The organism is Bacillus cereus group sp. MYBK95-2 (assembly GCF_051915225.1).
Lineage (GTDB): Bacteria > Bacillota > Bacilli > Bacillales > Bacillaceae_G > Bacillus_A > Bacillus_A cereus.
The window spans coordinates 1,115,797-1,134,566 of record NZ_JBQAEH010000001.1 but is presented as its reverse complement, the minus strand read 5'-3'; the positions used below and the strand labels follow the sequence as shown (position 1 = coordinate 1,134,566).

Below are 18,770 nucleotides of genomic sequence, written 5' to 3'. Positions count from 1 at the left end.
TAAAGCAAATACAGCTAAAAAAGAAGAAACTAGAAACATTTCGAAAATTTCGTTACAATAAAAGAGGTATTCTACTAAGGTTTGAAAGAAGGGGACTTCGTGAATAAAGAGACATTACAATTATTTCGTACGTTAACAGAATTACAAGGTGCATCAGGTTTTGAACATGATGTACGCCGTTTTATGAAACAAGAATTAAGCAAATATGCGGATGAAATTGTACAAGACGGTTTAGGTAGCGTATTTGGTCTGAAAAAAGGGGACGAAACTGGCCCACGTGTTCTTGTAGCAGGTCATATGGATGAAGTAGGTTTCATGGTTACGCAAATTACGAAAAACGGAATGCTTCGTTTTCAAACGTTAGGCGGCTGGTGGAGCCAAGTTTTATTAGCACAGCGTGTACAAGTTATGACGAAGAATGGTCCTGTTATTGGGGTTGTTGGTTCTATTCCTCCTCATTTATTAAGTGACGCGCAACGTGCAAAACCGATGGATATAAAAAATATGTTAATTGATATAGGTGCAGATAGTTATGAAGATGCGATTGAAATTGGTGTAAAACCAGGACAACAAATCGTGCCGATCTGCCCGTTTACACCGATGGCAAATGAGAAGAAAATTATGGCGAAAGCTTGGGACAACCGTTACGGATGTGGTCTTGCAATCGAATTGTTAAAAGAATTAAAAGACGAAACATTACCAAATACATTATATTCTGGTGCTACTGTACAAGAAGAAGTAGGTCTTCGCGGAGCGCAAACCGCTGCAAATATGATTCAACCAGACATTTTCTATGCGCTTGATGCAAGTCCAGCAAACGATGCATCTGGTGACAAAACACAGTTCGGTCAATTAGGAAAAGGTGCTCTTCTTCGTATTTACGATCGCACAATGGTAACACATAGAGGAATACGCGAATTCATTTTAGATACAGCAGAAACAAACAACATTCCGTACCAATACTTTATTTCACAAGGTGGTACAGATGCGGGCCGTGTACATACAAGTAACTCTGGTATCCCATCAGCAGTAATTGGTGTTTGTGCGCGCTACGTTCATACACATGCTTCAATTTTACATGTTGATGATTATGCAGCGGCGAAAGAATTAATTACGAAGCTTGTAAGAACAACAGATAAAACGACGTTAGAGACAATTAAGAATAACGCGTAGAGAGGAAGAAGGGCTGAAGAGCCTTTCTTTTTTTAGATTGAATAGATGACCCAGCGATGAGTGGGAGCGGTCAGTGCCTAATTGGTGCTCGAATGGTGTATTAAGACCCTAGATAGGAAAAGAGAGGAAGGCTGTTTTTGTTTTTGAAGACGGTAATGTTGTTAGAAAAAACCTTCTTTTTTAGATTGAATAGATGACCCAGCGATGAGTGGGAGCGGTCAGTGCTTAATTGGTGTTCGAATGATGTATGAAGACTCCAAGTAGGAAGTGAGAGGAAGGCTGTTTTTGTTTTTGAAGACGGTAATATTGTTAGAAAAAACCTTCTTTTTTAGATTGAATAGATGACCCAGCGATGAGTGGGAGTGGTCAGTGCTTAATTGGTGTTCGAATGATGTATGAAGACCCCAAGTAGGAAGTGAGAGGAAGGCTGTTTTTGTTTTCGAAGACGGTAATGTTGCTAGAAAAAAACTTCTTTTTTAGGCTGAATAGATGACTTGGTGATATGTGGTAGTGGTTGATGCTTAATTCGTATCTGATAGGGATATTAGAATAGAATGATGAATTTTTATAGAGGTGAACGAAATGAAAGTAGTAGTAGGATCAAAGAATAAAACGAAGGTTGGCGCTGTGGAGAAGGTTTGGAAAGATGCTGAAATTACATCTCTTTCTGTTCCGTCAGGAGTATCAGCTCAGCCTTTCTCAGATGAAGAGACGATGCAAGGAGCGATTAATAGAGCGAAGCGAGCGCTAGAGGAAGGAGAAGCTCCAATTGGTATTGGGCTAGAAGGCGGCGTAATGAAAACGGAGCACGGTTTATTTATGTGTAACTGGGGCGCGCTAGCAACAATGGATGGGAAAGTATTTGTGGCCGGAGGAGCGCGTATTACGTTACCAGACGATTTTTTAGCACCTCTTGAAGATGGTAAGGAATTGAGCGAAGTGATGGAAGAGTTTGTGCAGCGAAAAGATATTCGTAGTCACGAAGGTGCTATCGGTATTTTTACAGATGATTATGTCGACCGCACGGAATTATTTGTACACGTTGTTAAGTTGTTAGTTGGGCAATATAAGTATGACAAAAAGCAAGCATAAACCTTGCACCGTGCGCGATGTATGGTAGTATAAAAGAAAGATTATAACATGAAAAATGCACCCGTTAGAGGAGGAAATATAGATGAAGTCATTAGAAAGCATGGAGCAATTCCAACAGTTAAAAAATGAAGAGAATGTAGTCTTTATGTTCTCAGCAGAATGGTGCCCAGACTGCCGCTTTGTAGATCCATTTATGCCAGAAGTAGAAGAGAAATATAGTGATTTCTCATTTTACTATGTAGATCGTGATGAGTTTATTGATCTATGTGTAAAATTAGACGTATTTGGCATTCCGAGCTTTGTAGCGTACAATAAAGGTGAAGAAACTGGTCGCTATGTAAACAAAGATCGTAAAACACAAGAACAAATCGAAGAGTTCATTGAAGGTTTAAAATAAGGCAATTTGCCAATTGAATTGTAAAACAACCTCTACCTTCGCGGGGGAGGTTATTTTTTTGGAAGGGAGGAAAAAAGAGATGAAGATGACAAGTAAAAAGATGAAAGATGAGTTAATAAAGAAATTATCTCGCCCAGAATGGGACTTTCAGTATGATAGTGAGAAAGAAGTTTTACGTATTGAACAAAAAGACTCCAAAAAAGGTATTAACGTATCGCTTCCAGGAGTTGTGGCAAAATGGGAAGTGAACAAGGAAAAGGCAATTGAAGAAGTTGCTTATTACGTACAAGAAGCGCTAATTGCGATGCATAAAGAAGAAAATAGCGGAGCGAAAATTTTACCTGTTATTCGCTCTACTTCTTTCCCGAAACAAGCAGAAGAAGGAAATCCGTTTATTATGACGGATCATACGGCGGAAACACGTATTTACTACGCGCTAGATTCGAATAAAACGTATCGACTAATTGATGAGCGTCTATTACAAAAATTAGAACTTACAGAACAGCAAGTGCGTGAAATGGCATTATTCAACGCACGCTCATTAGGTTATGAATTTAAACAAGACACAGTAGCGGGTAATACATTCTACTTTTTAAACACAAATGATGGGTATGACGCGACTCGTATTTTAAACGAATCGTTACTACAATCGATGCGTGAAAAGATTTCTGGTGACATGGTTGTTGCTGTTCCTCACCAAGATGTATTAATTATTGCTGATATCGTCAACGAAATCGGTTATGATATTATTGCACAAATGACAATGAAATTTTTTGCCGAAGGGCATGTTCCGATTACATCACTTTCATTCGTATATGAAGATGGAGAATTTGAACCAATCTTTATTTTAGCGAAAAATCGGAAGAAGACAGATGGAAAAGAGAAAGGATGAACGAAGTGAACGTTTTTTACAACCTTGAAGGAATTGGTGACACTTTAATTGTTGCCTTACAAGATATTACTTTAGAGAACCGTACTTTTGATCGCAAAGGAGATGTTGCACGCGTATATGATCGTGAAAGCAACGAGACAGCAGGATTCAACATCTTTAATGCATCTTCTTACTTAGAAGTAAAAGAAACAGGCAACCTTACATTAACGAAAGAGCTTGTAGAGAAAATCAACGAAATTTTAGCGAAGAATGGCTTTGAAGAAACAGTAGAAGCAGATCTTTCTCCGAAATTTGTTGTAGGCTATGTAGCTGAAAAAGAAAAGCATCCAAATGCTGACAAGCTAAACATCTGTAAAGTAGAAATCGGTACAGAAACATTACAAATCGTATGTGGTGCACCAAACGTTGATGCAGGACAAAAAGTTGTCGTTGCAAAAATTGGTGCTGTAATGCCAAGTGGTATGTTAATTAAACCAGCAGAACTTCGCGGTGTTCCTTCTTCTGGAATGATCTGCTCTGCACGTGAATTAGAGCTTCCAGATGCTCCACAAGAAAAAGGTATTCTTGTATTAGAAGATAGCTTTGAAGTTGGACAAGAGTTTAAATTTTAATTGATATAAGAAAAGAGAGGTTGTCCTTTTGGGCAGCCTCTCTTTTTGTTTTGTCATTTTTTGTTGGTAAGTCGATATTCCGTGTCGAATCGTTGATATATGTAGAGTTACGATAGATATATTTGAAAAATCGTTGATATATGTAGAGTTACGATAGATATATTTGAAAAATCGTTGATATATGTAGAGTTACGATAGATATATTTGAAAAATCGTTGATATATGTAGAGTTGTGACAGATATATTCAAAAAATCATTCATATTATAAGGATGTCACCTTTTTTCTTAAAATCTATATTGTATTTTATAAACAAACTAGTTAAAATTTAGAAAAATAGAAGGGGATAGACGTATGAAACAACAAATAAAAATCGCAGAACTTCTAAAACGAATTGAAACTTCAAAACAGCAAGATATTGAGCTAGGTACTTATGAAATATATGTGTTTAGTGAAAGTGAATTAGAAAAAGGACAAATCGGTTACCGATACGATAAACATAAAAATTCATTAATAAGTGAAGAAAACGGAAAGTGGCAAGAAGGATGGATTACAATTGGATATGAAACGGATATGGGCGATCCAGTTTTCGTAAATATAGATGATGACGCTTATCCGGTTTATACTGCAGAACGTGGTACAGAAAAATGGCAGCCAGTTTATATTGGAAATATGGATGAGATTATAGGGCAATTATAAGAAAAACTTTGAATCCGGTGCAAAGTGATGGGAGAGAAGTATGAAGTATATAAAAATAATGAGCATGATTGCATTCATTGGAATATATATGGCCGGTTGTTCACAAGAGCAGCCGAAAAAAGAAACTACATCTTCTATACAAGAGAAAAACAAAGATACCAAAGAAGACGCACCGGTAGAAAAACAGCAAGAACAAGAAATAAACGAAGAATTGCAAGCAATTCAAACGAATGAGCAAGTAGAACATAAGCAAGAGGAAGTATCATCTGAGGAAAAGAAAGAAGAAACTACGCCAGTACAGCCAACTGAGCAACCAGTGCAAAATAATGAACAAAAAGTAGGGAGTAATGAAAAACAAGAGAAGTTTCTCGTCGTTATTGATCCAGGGCATCAACAAAAAGCGAATTTAAATTTAGAGCCAATTGGACCAGGGGCAACAACGCAAAAATATAAAGTGACAGACGGTACAACAGGTGTTGTGACGAAAAAGAGAGAGGCTGTACTTGTATTAGAAATGGCTTTTTTATTAAAAGAAAAGCTTGAAGCAAAAGGGATACAAGTATTAATGACGAGAACATCACAAGACGTTGATATAAGTAATAAAGAACGGGCGACATTCGCAAATAATCATAAGGCGAATTTATTTTTACGTCTTCATGCAGATGGTTCTGAAAATCCAAACGAAAGTGGATTTGCTGTATTGACGCCGGCAGAAGGAAGTCCGTATACGAAAGAGATTTATGCGGAAAGTCTTCAAATCTCTCAAATGATTGTAAATAAAATGAGGGAGAACCAGCAAGTAAAAGTAAATGGAATTAAATTTCGGGATGATCTTTCTGGATTTAATTGGGCAAAGGTTCCTGGTGTGTTATTAGAACTTGGGTTTATGTCAAACCATGAAGAAGATAAAAAATTATCTGACCCGCAGTATGTAAATTCTTTATTGCAAAGTGTAACGGATAGTATAGATGTATATCGGAAGAGTAAAGCTTAAGCGCAGTCTTACATGAAAGGCTGCGTTTTTCCATATGAAACACTCGTAAATTAGAATATTGTGGATAAATATGACATGCTTAATTTTACCTGCACTTTTTGCCGAATGCTGATACAATAAAGGATGTTACTATTTAGTAGAAAGAGTGGTAAGCATGTTAGATTGGATGAAAAAGCTGTTTAACAAAGAGGAAGAACAAACAGCGATGAATAAAGAAGTACCAAAGCAAATTGAAAGTCAGCCGAAAATTCCTCGTGTAAACCACTACACTGAAGCAAGAGAAGCACAAATGGCAAGTAGGAATGCAGGTAAATGCCGTTTTCCTTTAGTACCGGATAATGGGTTCGATGAAGAGGATGAAAGCGAAGTAAATCGCTTCGAAGAACAACCTATTCAAGGAGTAACATATGAAGAACCTACTGCCCAAAGAGGAATAAAGGTGGAAAGAAGCAGACGACCGTATGTGGAAAAGGTAGTTTCTACATATGAAGAGCCGGAAGTGCAATATGAACCGGTGCGGGAGTCTGTCGTTAAAAAGGCATCTGCACCTTCGCAAGAGAGTAACCGTAGACCATTTCGTCCAACAGAAATGATTTCGCCAATTTATGGATATAATCGTCCTTCAGTAGAGAAAAAGGAAGAAAAGCAGGAGGAAGTAAAGGAAAGAGAAGACCTTGAAATATCTGTAGAGGGTAAATCAGTCGTTGATGCATGGTTAGAGAAAAAAGGATATAAATTATCTGATTTCTCAGAAGGACAAGCACCAACTTCTTCTAGTCATAGAGCTGCTAACCAGCAAGGAGAGCAACAATATGAAGAGAATAAAAAGGAAGAAAAGTCAGTAGTTGATCAATGGCTAGAGAAAAACGGTTATGAAATTGAACGCCAAGTGCCTTTAGTAGAAGAAAAAGAAGTGATTCAAGAAATGAGTACACCGCAGGAAGTTTCAGCGGATGAATTACTTCATAAAACAGTAGCTGAGCAGATGGAAAGTGCTAAGCTAGAAAAAGATGTAGTGGTGTTAAACGAAAACAATCTACAAGAAGAATTAGTAGCTTCTAAAGTAGAGCACGAGGATACAATATTATCAGAAGAAATTAAACGTAACACAGAAATAAAACAACCTACTATTGAAGTAGAAAAGCAAGCTCCAGAAGAATCAGTGATTGTCAAAGCAGAAGAAAAACTTGAAGAAACAATCATTGTGGAAATACCAGAAGAAGTGTCAAAAGTAGAAGTAATTGCAGAAACGGAAGAGCTTGAAGAAGTAGTTATGGAAACAGAGGCACCTGAAGAAGTGGAAGCAGAAGGGTCAGAAGAAGTGGAAGTAATTGCGGAAACGGAAGAAGTGGAAGTAATTGCAGAAACGAAAGAGCCAGAAGAAGTAGTTATGGAAACAGAAGAAGTGGAAGTAATTGCGGAAACGGAAGAAGTGGAAGTAATTGCGGAAACGAAAGAGCCAGAAGAAGTAGTTATGGAAACAGAAGAAGTGGAAGTAATTGCGGAAGCAGAAGAAGTAGAAGTGATTGTAGAAACAGAAGAGTCAGAAGAAGTGGAAGTAATTGCGGAAGCGAAAGAGTCAGAAGAAGTGGAAGTAATTGCGGAAGCGAAAGAGTCAGAAGAAGTGGAAGTAATTGCAGAAACAGAAGAGTCAGAAGAAGTGGAAGTAATTGCAGAAACAGAAGAAGTGGAAGTAATTGCGGAAGCGAAAGAGTCAGAAGAAGTGGAAGTAATTGCGGAAGCGAAAGAGCTAGAAGAAGTGGAAGTAATTGCGGAAGCAGAAGAAACAGAAGTGATTGCAGAAACAAAAGCGCCTGTAGTAGAGACATTTGTAGCACTTGAGGAAATTCAGCAAGAAGATGAAGCAATTGAACAAAAGAGTGAATTCATACATGTTGCTGAGGCTGATGAACAAACGAAGAAAGATGTTCAAAGCTTTGCGAATGTTTTAATTGCAGAAACAGAGGAAAATAGACGAGTTGTAGAAGAAGCACAGGTCGCAGAAGAGCAACGAGTTGTAGAAGAAGCGCCAGTCGTAGAAGAGCAACGAGTTGTAGAAGAAACACCAATCGCAGAAGAGCAACCAGTTGTACAAAAAGAAGAACCAAAACGTGAGAAAAAGCGCCATGTACCATTTAATGTTGTTATGTTGAAACAAGATAGAACACGATTAATGGAAAGACATGCAGCTAGAGCAAATGCAATGCAGCCTTCTGCTAATGTACGAGTAGAGAATAAGCCAGTACAACAAGAGGTAGCAGAACCACAAGTGGAAGAACGCCCAGTGCAGCAAGTAGCAGAACCACAAGTGGAAGAACGCCCAGTGCAGCAAGTAGTAGCAGAACCACAAGTGGAAGAAAACCCAATGCAGCAGGTGGTAGTAGAACCACAAGTGGAAGAACGTCCAGTGCAGCAGGTGGTAGTAGAACCACAAGTGGAAGAGCGCCCAGTGCAGCAGGTGGTAGTAGAACCACAAGTGGAAGAGCGCCCAGTGCAGCAAGTAGCAGAACCACAAGTGGAAGAACGCCCAGTGCAGCAAGTAGTAGCAGAACCACAAGTGGAAGAGCAACCAATGCAGCAAGTAGTGGTAGAGCAAGTACAAAAGCCAATTTCAAGTACGGAAGTACAAGAGAAAGCATATGTTGTAAATCAAAGAGAGAACGATATGCGAAATGTATTGCATACACCACCGACATATACTGTTCCACCATTAGCGCTGTTGTCGATTCCACAGCAATCAGCGTTAGATAATACAGAATGGTTAGAGGAGCAGAAAGAATTATTAGATACAACGTTTAATAATTTTCACGTTGGCGCACATGTTATTAATGTATCGCAAGGGCCAGCGGTAACTCGTTTTGAAGTACAGCCAGACCCAGGTGTGAAAGTAAATAAAATTACAAACTTAAGTGATGATATTAAGTTAAGTTTAGCTGCGAAAGATATTCGTATTGAAGCGCCGATTCCAGGGAAGAGTGCAATTGGAATTGAAGTTCCAAATAAAGAAAGCAAGCCAGTATTTCTTCGCGAAATTTTAAGAAGTCCTGTATTCACAAAGAGTGAATCACCGCTTACTGTTGCGCTTGGACTTGATATTTCAGGGGACCCAATTGTAACGGATATTCGAAAAATGCCGCACGGACTTATTGCGGGTGCAACGGGTTCAGGTAAAAGTGTGTGTATTAACGCGATTTTAACGAGTATTTTATATAAAGCGAAACCACATGAAGTGAAGTTAATGTTAATTGATCCGAAGATGGTTGAGCTTGCACCATACAATTCTGTTCCGCATCTTGTAGCACCTGTTATTACGGATGTAAAAGCAGCGACAGCTGCATTAAAATGGGCAGTTGAGGAAATGGAACGCCGTTATGAATTGTTTGCACACGCAGGTGCTCGTGATTTAACTCGCTACAATACGATTGTAAGTGAGCGAGAAATTCCAGGAGAGACATTACCTTATATCGTTATTGTCATTGACGAGTTAGCCGATTTAATGATGGTAGCACCTGGTGATGTTGAGGAAGCGATTTGTCGTATTGCGCAAAAAGCACGTGCTTGTGGTATTCATTTATTAGTAGCGACGCAGCGTCCATCTGTAGATGTTATTACAGGTTTAATTAAGTCAAACATTCCAACGCGTATTGCGTTTACTGTATCATCTCAAGTTGATTCGCGTACGATTATTGATATTGGGGGCGCGGAGAAATTACTTGGCCGTGGTGATATGTTATTCTTAGGGAACGGTACATCTAAACCAGTTCGTGTACAAGGTGTATACGTATCGGATGATGAGATTGAAAAAACAGTTGATCATGTGAAAAAGCAAATGAAGCCGAATTACTTATTTAAGCAAGAGGATTTATTAGCGAAAACAGAACAAGCTGAGTCGGAAGACGAATTGTTCCTTGATGCATGTCAATTTGTTGTAGAACAAGGGGGAGCGTCCACATCTTCTGTACAGCGAAAATTCCGCATCGGTTATAATCGCGCGGCACGTCTCATTGAAGAGATGGAATCGCAAGGAATTATTTCTGAAGGTAGAGGAACGAAACCGAGAGATGTCCTTATTTCTGAGGATGAATTTGCCGCTATGCAGGAAACAAATGTATAGTAAACGGTTTTGCTGTATACTAAGAGAAAATGTTGGATAGTAAAGTAGGGAGTAAAGCGACATGAAAGAAATTGAATTAAAATTAAAAGGTGAAATAAATAGACTAACAAATAAAACATTTAAATTTGACGAACGTGTTGGAGAAGGTTGGTTCTCTGCCGTTTACTTTTTAAAGACTAGAGAAATCATCGAAGAATTTCGCCCGAAAAGTGTTGTAACGATGCAATTTTTCCAAAAGGAAAATGCAGTTCTTTGTGGAACGGATGAAGTAATTGCATTGCTACAAACATTCGCTAAAAATCCTGAGGAACTTGAGATTAACTCTTTAAAAGATGGCGATAAAATTAGTCCATTTGAAACAGTGTTAACAATTCATGGCCCTTATGAAAATTTCGGATTTTTAGAAGGTGTCATTGATGGGATTTTAGCTCGTCGTACATCGGTTGCGACAAACGTATATAACGTTGTCCAAGCTGCGCGTAGCGTAGATAAAGAAAAACCAGTTATTTTCATGGGAGACCGTGATGATCATTATACACAACAAGCTGGTGACGGTTATGCAGCATACATCGGAGGTATGAGCGCACAAGCGACGCATGCGATGAATGAATGGTGGGGCAAAAGTGGTATGGGGACGATGCCTCACGCATTAATTCAAATGTTTAATGGTGATGTTGTGGAAGCGGCAAAAGCATATCATAAGAAATTCCCAGAAGATGAATTAGTTGTATTAATTGATTACAACAATGATGTCATTACAGATGCACTTCGCGTAGCGCGTGAATTTGGATCAACATTAAAAGGTGTACGTGTAGATACGTCCCGCACGATGATTGATCAATACTTTATTCGCCACCCAGAAGTACTTGGAACATTCGATCCACGCGGTGTAAACCCATCGCTTGTATTCGCACTTCGTAAAGCACTTGATGAAGAAGGATTCCAGCATGTAGACATCGTTGTAACTGGTGGATTTGATGAGAAGCGTATTCGTGAATTTGAAGCTCAAAACGTACCTGTTGACATATACGGGGTAGGAAGTAGCTTATTAAAAATGAATATTGGCTTTACTGGTGATAATGTAGAACTAAATGGGAAACCAGAAGCAAAAGCTGGTCGTAAATATCGTCCAAACCCACGTTTAGAGCGTGTTCAATTAGAAAAAAGAGAAGAGATGTAAAAGAGAGAAAAACTGATAGGTGATTGACCCTATCAGTTTTTCTGTTATCATAGTATAGCGGCTTCTTTTTTGCTATAATGGACTTATTATGGACATATAAAGAAGTACGTACGAGTTTATCCTGATAAGTGAAGGGAAAGAATAACTTCACTACATCAAAAATGTATGATGATTACCAAAATAAGAAAAGATTCATATACTGTCTTATAGATAGGCCGTTGTATTAGTTCGAAATGTTGGAGGTTCTTTAAGATGACAGTTTACCATTTTGTAGGAATTAAAGGAACAGGAATGAGTTCATTAGCGCAAATTCTTCATGATATGAAGCATACTGTTCAAGGGTCTGATTATGAAAAGCGTTTCTTTACACAAACAGCGTTGGAAAAGCGTAGTATCTCGATCCTTCCTTTTGATAAGAATAATGTAGAAGAAGGACAAGTGATTATTGCAGGAAATGCATTTCCTGATACGCATGAAGAAATCGTAGCAGCAAAAGAATTAAACATCCCAGTCCATCGTTACCATCATTTCTTAGGTGACCTGATGAGCCAATACACAAGTGTTGCTGTAACTGGTGCACACGGAAAAACATCAACAACAGGTTTGTTAGCCCATGTAATGCAAGGTGCACACCCAACATCTTACCTTATTGGAGATGGAACAGGGCATGGGGTAGAAAATAGTAAGTATTTTGTATTTGAAGCTTGTGAGTATCGTCGTCATTTCTTGTCTTATAATCCAGACTATGCAATTATGACGAATATTGATTTTGATCATCCAGATTATTTTGCAGACATCAATGATGTATTCAGTGCATTCCAAGAGATGGCATTGCAAGTGAAAAAAGGCATTATTGCATGTGGAGATGATGAAGAACTTCAAAAAATTCAAGCGAAAGTACCTGTTATTTTCTATGGATTTGGAGAAGATAATGATTTCCAAGCACGCAACATTCAAAAGAGAACAGATGGTACGATATTTGATGTATTCGTTCGTAACACGTACTATGATACGTTCAAAATTACAGGATACGGCAATCACAGCGTATTAAATGCGTTAGCAGTAATCGCGCTTTGCCATTATGAAAATGTTGATGTAGAAGCAGTAAAACATCAATTAACAACTTTTGAAGGCGTAAAACGTCGCTTTAATGAAAAGCCGATGGGAGAGCAAGTAATCATCGATGACTACGCACACCATCCGACAGAGATTAATGCAACGATTGAAGCTGCTCGTCAAAAACATCCAGAGCGTGAAATTGTCGCTGTATTCCAGCCACATACATTCTCACGTACAGAAAAGTTCTTAGATGAGTTCGCAGAAAGCCTAAGCAAAGCTGACCAAGTATACTTATGTGATATTTTCGGATCAGCACGTGAAAACAAAGGTGAATTAACAATCGAAGATCTGCAAAAGCGTATTGACGGTGCAGAATTAATTACAGATACAACAACGGATGTATTAAAGAAACATAAAAACGGCGTTCTAATTTTCATGGGCGCAGGTGACATCCAAAAATTCGAAGCGGCTTACGTAAAAGAAGTTCAAGTTGCAGAGAAATAATAGAAAAGACGCATAGCTTGGCTGTGCGTCTTTTTTATGTTGTCGTGGTTGTGCATTAATGTTGAAACGTCGATATATATGGAGTTGTGTTCGATATATTTCAAAAATCGTTGATATATTGGTACGCGTTTTGAAATATAAATGTTAGAATAATAAGAAAACTAAAAAGGGGACTAAAAAACATGTTCACACTCCGAGTAGATGACGAAATCGAACTACAATTACTAGAAAAACATCATAAAGAGGAATTATATCAATTATTAGATCAAAACCGTAATCATTTACGGAAATGGCTCCCTTGGGTAGATGGGACAAAATCTGCTGATGCTTATGATGAAATTTTTCCGATGTGGTTAAAGAAGTTTGCAGAGGGAGACGGTTTTGAAAGTGGTATACGTTACAAAGGAAAGCTCGTTGGGATGGTAGGCATTCATCCAGTGAGCTGGGGGAAGAAAGCGACGAGTCTTGGGTATTATCTTGCAGAAGATGCTGGCGGGAAAGGTATTATGACGCGTAGCGTAAAGGCTGTACTTCACTATGCATTTGAAAATTTAAAGCTGAATAAAATTGAAATTCGGTGCGGTGTTGGAAATGCGAAAAGCCGCGCAATTCCAGAACGTTTAGGATTTAAGTTAGATGGTATTTTACGAGATGAAGAATGGCTATATGATCATTTTCATGATATCGCTGTATATAGTTTACTAGCTTCAGAATGGAAAGAGATTCGATGAACGAGAAGATTCGTATTGTTCCATATGAAAGTACGTTTCAAGAGGAAGTAGTAGATCTTATCGTTCATATTCAGCAAAAAGAGTATAATGTTTCAATTACGAAAGAAGAGCAACCTGATTTACTTGAAATAGAAACATTCTATCAAAAGGATCACGGAAACTTTTGGGTAGCAATTTATGATGGTAAAGTAGTTGGAACAGTAGCTTTATTAGATATTGAGAATCATCAAGTAGCGCTAAGAAAAATGTTCGTACAAAAAGAGTTTCGCGGAAAAGAATGGGGTGCATCACATATGTTGCTTCAAACAGCAATTTCATGGGCTGAGGATAAAAAATTGAAAGATATTTACTTAGGAACAACAGTAAAATTTTTAGCGGCACATCGTTTTTATGAAAAGAATGGTTTTCAAAGTGTGAGTATAGACGAGTTGCCGAAAAACTTTCCGGTGCTACAGGTAGATAAGAAATTTTATAGGTACATTGTGTAAAAGGTCATTTAGAAATGGCCTTTTTCTATGAACTAAAATGGAAATAGTGGTATAATTTGGATTAGGGGGGGTGTAGGTATGAACTTTCCAATTCAAAGAAGTAAGTCAGTAGTCATTTTCGTTTGCCTTACGTTAGTTTTTATGTTTATATATCCAATTGTCATGCTTTTCACTAATAAAGCGCATTGGATGTCAGCGTTGATTGGGATGGGTTTATGCTTCATTGTAAATGTACCACTCGTTTGGGAAGTATTTATTAAAAAACATAAAGTAGAAAATGGCGTATTAAAGTACGGTATTTTAAATGATGATATTGTATTAAAAGATGTGAGAATTATACGTCAGGTCGGAAAGTCTCTTGAAATTACGACGAATGCATATAAAGTACATATGGTTGCGATGCCGCAAAATATGGATGAATTCTTGGCGCTTATAGAGAAAGAAAATCCACATGTGAAAATAGAAATGGTAGGAAAGAAATGAAATATGTAAAACCTTTGTTTTGTTTAGAAATATTATTTGTGCTTGTTGGTTGCACTAGAGTATATATGAAATGGGATCTTCCTTTATATGTTCCGATATCAATCGGTACTATCGCAGTGGCACTTTTATATTATTTTCATTTTCAGCAAACAAAAAGTAAGAACAGTAGCTCGATATAGAGTGAGGATAATAAAAAAACGCTCGGATATAATTCTAACGGGTTCGGATTAGGAGTACAATAACTTAAATAGCGTAATAATTTTAGGTTCAAATCGTATATGATTTGAACCTTTTGTTTTTGTTGATTTAATAAGGTTTATTGGTAATTAACGTATTGACAATAGCCAATATCATATGTTTGGAAATCATGCTAAAATAGATTCCGATATTGTTGCTACACCTGCTCAGAGGCTTCGTATAAGTAGAAAAAAATATGAGTTAAATGATATTATCTATTTAAGAAAATCATTTCTTTCAAAAAGAAGGGGGATTGAGATGAACACAATGAAAAAAATAATAAAAAAACTATTTTTTAGCGATTTGGAAAAGTTTAGCCAAAGTCTTGGATATTCTACTTGGAATGAGTTAATGGACAATTCCTTTCACATATTCATTATCCCTCCCGATGCAGAATGGTTTGCAACCCAATTACCTAATAAAAATTGGGCAGTATGGAATGATGAAGGACAACCTCCTTTCGAATATAAAGAGTTCGTGAAATGGGCAGAAGCTATACGGTATTTAAGAGATATTTTTGAAAAGAATGGCTACCCAGAGGAGAATTGGGAACCAGAAGGTTTTGAATAAAATGACGACTGTTATTCTCAAGAACCTGGTAAAAACAAACGTATAGAGGATTAAAAAGACATCTTGTTATGTTGTCTTGAAAACAGAAAAAAGCATCTGAAATTGATGCTTTTTTCTATGCTATTAAATGTATTAGTTTAGGTACAAAATTCAAGCTAAATCAGTTGTTTTTTGCATTGCTTTTTCTGATTTTGTACCTCAAAACCGAACCCGTTAACATAATTCCGAGTGTTTTTTATTATTTTAAGTTCTCTGGGTTTAAAGCTTCTAATTCAGGTACAACGAAGCGCCCGTCTTTACGGATTAGTACGTCGTCAAAGTAAATTTCGCCGCCGCCGTATTCAGGGCGTTGGATACATACTAAGTCCCAATGGATGTTCGAGTTGTTACCGTTCCATGCATCGTCGTAAGCTTGTCCAGGAGTGAAGTGGAAGCTGCCATCGATTTTTTCATCGAATAGGATGTCTCCCATTGGATGTAAGATGTATGGGTTTACGCCGATTGCGAACTCACCAACGTAGCGTGCGCCTTCGTCTGTATCGAAGATTTTGTTAATGCGTTCTGAATCGTTTGCAGTTGCTTCAACGATTTGGCCGTTCTCGAACTTAAGTTGTACATTTTCAAATGTATAACCGTTGTAAGGAGATGGTGTGTTGTAAGAAACTGTACCGTTAACAGAATCACGAACTGGTGCAGAGTATACTTCACCGTCTGGAATGTTTAAATGACCGGAGCATTTAATTGCTGGAATGTCTTTAATAGAGAATGTTAAGTCAGTTCCAGGACCAGTTAAACGAACTTTATCTGTTTTATTCATTAATGTAACAAGGCTGTCCATCGCCTTATCCATTTTACCGTAGTCTAAGTTACATACTTCAAAGTAGAAGTCTTCGAAAGCTTCTGTACTCATTTTAGCAAGCTGTGCCATAGAAGCATTTGGGTAGCGAAGAACAACCCAGCGTGTTTTTGGAACGCGAATGTCTCTATGAACTTTTTTACCAACTGTTTGGCCATGAACTTTCATACGCTCACTTGGAACGTCAGCTTGTTCATTAATATTATCGCCAGAGCGAAGGCCGATATAAGCGTCCATGTCTTTCATTACGCTTGCTTCATATGCAGCGATTTGTTCGAAATGTTCTTCAGTAGCACCCATTAATAAAGAGCGATCTACTTGATGATCTTTTAAAGAGACGAATGGGAAACCACCAGCTGCATATGCTTCTTTTACAAGTGCAGTTACAAGTTCTTTTTGTAAGCCAAAGTTTTCAATTAATACTTTTTCACCTTTTTGTAAGCGGATAGAGTAGTTAATTAAATTGTATGCTAACTTTTCAATACGTGGATCTTTCATATGTAAAGCCTCCCTACTAATTATGTATCCTCTCCTATTGTAACCTACTTAGTGGAATTTGTTGAATGATTTATGTTACAGTTAACGAATAAGTATGAAAATTCTAATGATGAGATAGGGATTAGAATGAAACGGAAAATGATTGTATAATAGGGGAAAGTATGAAAAAGATAAAGGAAGTGATGAAATGCAAGTTCTTTTATATGTAAGTGCGGCTATTATCGCGGTTGCTTTCGCAGTATTAGTAGTGTATGTATGTAGAACGTTGTTATCGGTTCAGAAGACGTTAGAAAACGTTGCAAGCACGTTAGAAGGTTTAGAAAAACAAATGCAAGGAATTAGCGTAGAGACAGAGCAATTATTACATAAAACGAATGCGTTAGCTGATGATATTCAACAGAAGTCACAGTCATTAAATAAAGTGGTAGCGGGTGTAGATGGGATTGGAACGACAATCCAATCTTTAAATACGAAGCTTCGTAATGTATCAGACTCTGTAACGGACGAAATTGAAAATAACGCTGATAAAGTAGCGCAAGTTGTACAGTGGAGCAGTGCGGCGATTGAAGTATACAATCATTACCGTGCGTCGAGACAAGAGAAGAAGGTTGAAAAAGAAGAGCGTAAATTAGAAAGAATTGAGAAAAAAGCTGAAAAGAAAGAGAAACGCTCTAGATTTCGTATGAGAGGTGAATCGTGATGAATATGACAAAACTTGAAACAATTGAAGAGCTTGAAGTCTTAGTAGAAAAGAACGAGCCGTATGTTCTTTTTAAACACAGTACGACATGCCCAATTAGTCACGGTGCATACACAGAATTTCAAGCGTATTGCAGCGAAGAAAGAGAAGTACCAGCGTATTACTTATACGTACAAGATGCGAGAGATGTGTCAAATCGTGTTGCAGAACAATACAGTATTAGACATGAATCACCGCAAGTGTTATACATAAAAGATGGGATGGTAGTATGGAATACATCTCATTGGAATATTAAAAAAGATGCTTTAGAAGAGAATATAAAGTAAAAAGAAGCAAGCTAAAGGTGCTTGCTTCTTTTTTTTGTTTTTGTTGAAATATATTTAGTGGTACACTATTAATAGTTCAAACTAAATAACTAGATTGTTGAAAGTAGGTTTTAAGTAATGAAGAAAATGGCATTATCCTTCGCAGTCGTAAGTTTATTACTGGGAGCTTGTAGTAACAATAGTAATACGATTAGTAAGAAGGATGAAGTTATACAAAAAGATACAAAAGAAAAAAGTATGATTCCGAGAACTGCTGTTTCTAAAGATTATTATAGAACTGTTATTCCTTTAAAAGAACAAAAGGTTATTAATACAGCTAATATAAAAACAAATTCTAAATTAGATTTAGCAGAGTATGAAAATGGTTTAATAAATATTGCAACGCAGCAATTTGATACAGAGAGTCACGTACTGCAATTAAACCAGTATATTCCAGAGAAACTAATTGATGAACTAGTTGCGAAAGTAGAAGCGCCAGTTTTGACAAATATTATAGAACAAGATTATTTCGGAAAACAGAATTCAAATGAATTAAGTTTATCTGGTGTTATGATTGGCTTAGCTATGTCTTCAAGTGTATCGAATGAAGAGGCTATGTCTAAAGGGACTGAAGTTGCTAAACAACTTATTGAAGCTATTAACAAAAATGATAAATATAACAAATCTCCAATTACGTTTGCTATCTTTAAGCAAGAAAGTACAAGTTCTTTAAAAAATGGTACGTATATTGCTAGTGCTACTGTTCAAAAGAATGATACGAACCTTGGAAATTGGAGTACGATCGATGAAAAGTCGTATTCATATCCTTCTGATGAATTTACACAAGCACATGGAGAAGATAATACAAAAATAAATAACTTTGCTAAGGAAATAAAAGGTTTTTCTAATGGAGATTTTATTCCAGTCAACGCTAAAGTTTCTTATAAGAAAGATCAAATGGATACATTAAATATGAATATTGTTATTAAATATAACGGTAAAACAGAATTAATGGCTCTTACCCAATTGGCTGCTCAAGGCATGTTAGACAAATTGCCTAAAGATGCGAAAGTACAATTACAGATCAAGTCTGAGAGTAAAATTGAGGCCGTTATTATAAAAGAGAAAAACAGTGATAAACCGTTTGTTTCCTTCTTGTAAAAAAAGACAGTATGTAAACTGTCTTTTT

General features: G+C 37.2%; 19 protein-coding genes. 18 read left to right on the top strand and 1 reads right to left on the bottom strand.

Annotated features, from left to right (window positions below):
• The first annotated feature begins 99 nt into the window (after positions 1 to 99).
• The 15 genes from ACTFN4_RS05890 (at position 100) to ACTFN4_RS05820 (ending at position 15,222) form a co-directional block, all read left to right on the top strand.
• Positions 100 to 1,173: a M42 family metallopeptidase gene (locus tag ACTFN4_RS05890; protein WP_001031514.1), complete on the top strand. Its 1,074-nt coding sequence runs from the start codon at positions 100 to 102 to the stop codon at positions 1,171 to 1,173.
• A 582-nt stretch (positions 1,174 to 1,755) separates the two neighbouring features.
• Positions 1,756 to 2,265 (top strand): DUF84 family protein, encoded by a 510-nt coding sequence (locus tag ACTFN4_RS05885; protein WP_000869940.1) that lies wholly within the window; start codon positions 1,756 to 1,758, stop codon positions 2,263 to 2,265.
• An 82-nt stretch (positions 2,266 to 2,347) separates the two neighbouring features.
• Positions 2,348 to 2,662 (top strand): thioredoxin family protein, encoded by a 315-nt coding sequence (locus ACTFN4_RS05880; RefSeq protein WP_000838193.1) that lies wholly within the window; start codon positions 2,348 to 2,350, stop codon positions 2,660 to 2,662.
• Between the two features lie 79 nt (positions 2,663 to 2,741).
• Complete coding sequence (locus ACTFN4_RS05875; RefSeq protein WP_000784588.1) at positions 2,742 to 3,554, top strand: DUF1444 domain-containing protein; 813 nt, start codon at positions 2,742 to 2,744, stop codon at positions 3,552 to 3,554.
• Positions 3,551 to 4,165 (top strand): YtpR family tRNA-binding protein, encoded by a 615-nt coding sequence (ytpR, locus tag ACTFN4_RS05870; protein WP_001006761.1) that lies wholly within the window; start codon positions 3,551 to 3,553, stop codon positions 4,163 to 4,165. Before ACTFN4_RS05875 ends, ytpR begins: the two co-directional genes overlap by 4 nt.
• Before the next feature lie 352 nt (positions 4,166 to 4,517).
• Positions 4,518 to 4,862, top strand: a complete 345-nt coding sequence (locus tag ACTFN4_RS05865; RefSeq protein WP_000813166.1) for a hypothetical protein — start codon at positions 4,518 to 4,520, stop codon at positions 4,860 to 4,862.
• 40 nt (positions 4,863 to 4,902) lie between these two features.
• Positions 4,903 to 5,856 (top strand): N-acetylmuramoyl-L-alanine amidase, encoded by a 954-nt coding sequence (locus ACTFN4_RS05860; RefSeq protein ID WP_257115700.1) that lies wholly within the window; start codon positions 4,903 to 4,905, stop codon positions 5,854 to 5,856.
• A gap of 154 nt (positions 5,857 to 6,010) precedes the next feature.
• Complete coding sequence (locus ACTFN4_RS05855) at positions 6,011 to 9,970, top strand: DNA translocase FtsK (RefSeq protein ID WP_439962119.1); 3,960 nt, start codon at positions 6,011 to 6,013, stop codon at positions 9,968 to 9,970.
• Positions 9,971 to 10,031: 61 nt separating this feature from the next.
• Positions 10,032 to 11,150 (top strand): nicotinate phosphoribosyltransferase, encoded by a 1,119-nt coding sequence (locus ACTFN4_RS05850; protein WP_000658370.1) that lies wholly within the window; start codon positions 10,032 to 10,034, stop codon positions 11,148 to 11,150.
• Positions 11,151 to 11,402: 252 nt separating this feature from the next.
• Positions 11,403 to 12,713, top strand: coding sequence for a UDP-N-acetylmuramate--L-alanine ligase (gene murC / locus ACTFN4_RS05845; protein WP_000219468.1), 1,311 nt, complete (start codon positions 11,403 to 11,405; stop codon positions 12,711 to 12,713).
• A 182-nt stretch (positions 12,714 to 12,895) separates the two neighbouring features.
• On the top strand, positions 12,896 to 13,444 hold the full coding sequence (locus tag ACTFN4_RS05840) for a GNAT family N-acetyltransferase (RefSeq protein ID WP_000494681.1): 549 nt from the start codon (positions 12,896 to 12,898) through the stop codon (positions 13,442 to 13,444).
• A complete protein-coding gene (locus tag ACTFN4_RS05835) occupies positions 13,441 to 13,932 on the top strand; it encodes a GNAT family N-acetyltransferase (RefSeq protein ID WP_001003163.1) in 492 nt (163 codons plus the stop codon). The genes ACTFN4_RS05840 and ACTFN4_RS05835 overlap by 4 nt, the downstream gene beginning before the upstream one ends.
• A 78-nt stretch (positions 13,933 to 14,010) precedes the next feature.
• The gene (locus tag ACTFN4_RS05830) at positions 14,011 to 14,415 is read left to right on the top strand and encodes a PH domain-containing protein (RefSeq protein ID WP_001010643.1); all 405 of its coding nucleotides are present in this window, start codon (positions 14,011 to 14,013) and stop codon (positions 14,413 to 14,415) included.
• A complete protein-coding gene (locus ACTFN4_RS05825; protein WP_071740266.1) occupies positions 14,412 to 14,594 on the top strand; it encodes a hypothetical protein in 183 nt (60 codons plus the stop codon). The genes ACTFN4_RS05830 and ACTFN4_RS05825 overlap by 4 nt, the downstream gene beginning before the upstream one ends.
• 175 nt (positions 14,595 to 14,769) lie before the next feature.
• Positions 14,770 to 15,222, top strand: a complete 453-nt coding sequence (locus ACTFN4_RS05820; protein ID WP_439962118.1) for a hypothetical protein — start codon at positions 14,770 to 14,772, stop codon at positions 15,220 to 15,222.
• A gap of 238 nt (positions 15,223 to 15,460) precedes the next feature.
• Here the strand turns inward: ACTFN4_RS05820 and ACTFN4_RS05815 are convergent, their stop codons facing one another.
• Positions 15,461 to 16,576, bottom strand: coding sequence for an aminopeptidase (locus ACTFN4_RS05815; protein ID WP_000654729.1), 1,116 nt, complete (start codon positions 16,574 to 16,576; stop codon positions 15,461 to 15,463).
• A gap of 187 nt (positions 16,577 to 16,763) precedes the next feature.
• Between ACTFN4_RS05815 and ACTFN4_RS05810 the strand changes: the two genes are divergently transcribed.
• The 3 genes from ACTFN4_RS05810 (at position 16,764) to ACTFN4_RS05800 (ending at position 18,742) form a co-directional block, all read left to right on the top strand.
• The gene (locus ACTFN4_RS05810) at positions 16,764 to 17,276 is read left to right on the top strand and encodes a DUF948 domain-containing protein (RefSeq protein WP_001197720.1); all 513 of its coding nucleotides are present in this window, start codon (positions 16,764 to 16,766) and stop codon (positions 17,274 to 17,276) included.
• Entirely contained in the window at positions 17,276 to 17,602 is a 327-nt protein-coding gene (ytxJ, locus tag ACTFN4_RS05805) for a bacillithiol system redox-active protein YtxJ (protein WP_001057469.1), read from the top strand. The genes ACTFN4_RS05810 and ytxJ overlap by 1 nt, the downstream gene beginning before the upstream one ends.
• A 117-nt stretch (positions 17,603 to 17,719) precedes the next feature.
• Positions 17,720 to 18,742 carry a CamS family sex pheromone protein gene (locus ACTFN4_RS05800; protein WP_000738025.1) on the top strand — a complete coding sequence of 341 codons (1,023 nt, stop codon included), beginning with the start codon at positions 17,720 to 17,722 and terminating at the stop codon, positions 18,740 to 18,742.
• The last annotated feature ends 28 nt before the right edge of the window (positions 18,743 to 18,770 follow it).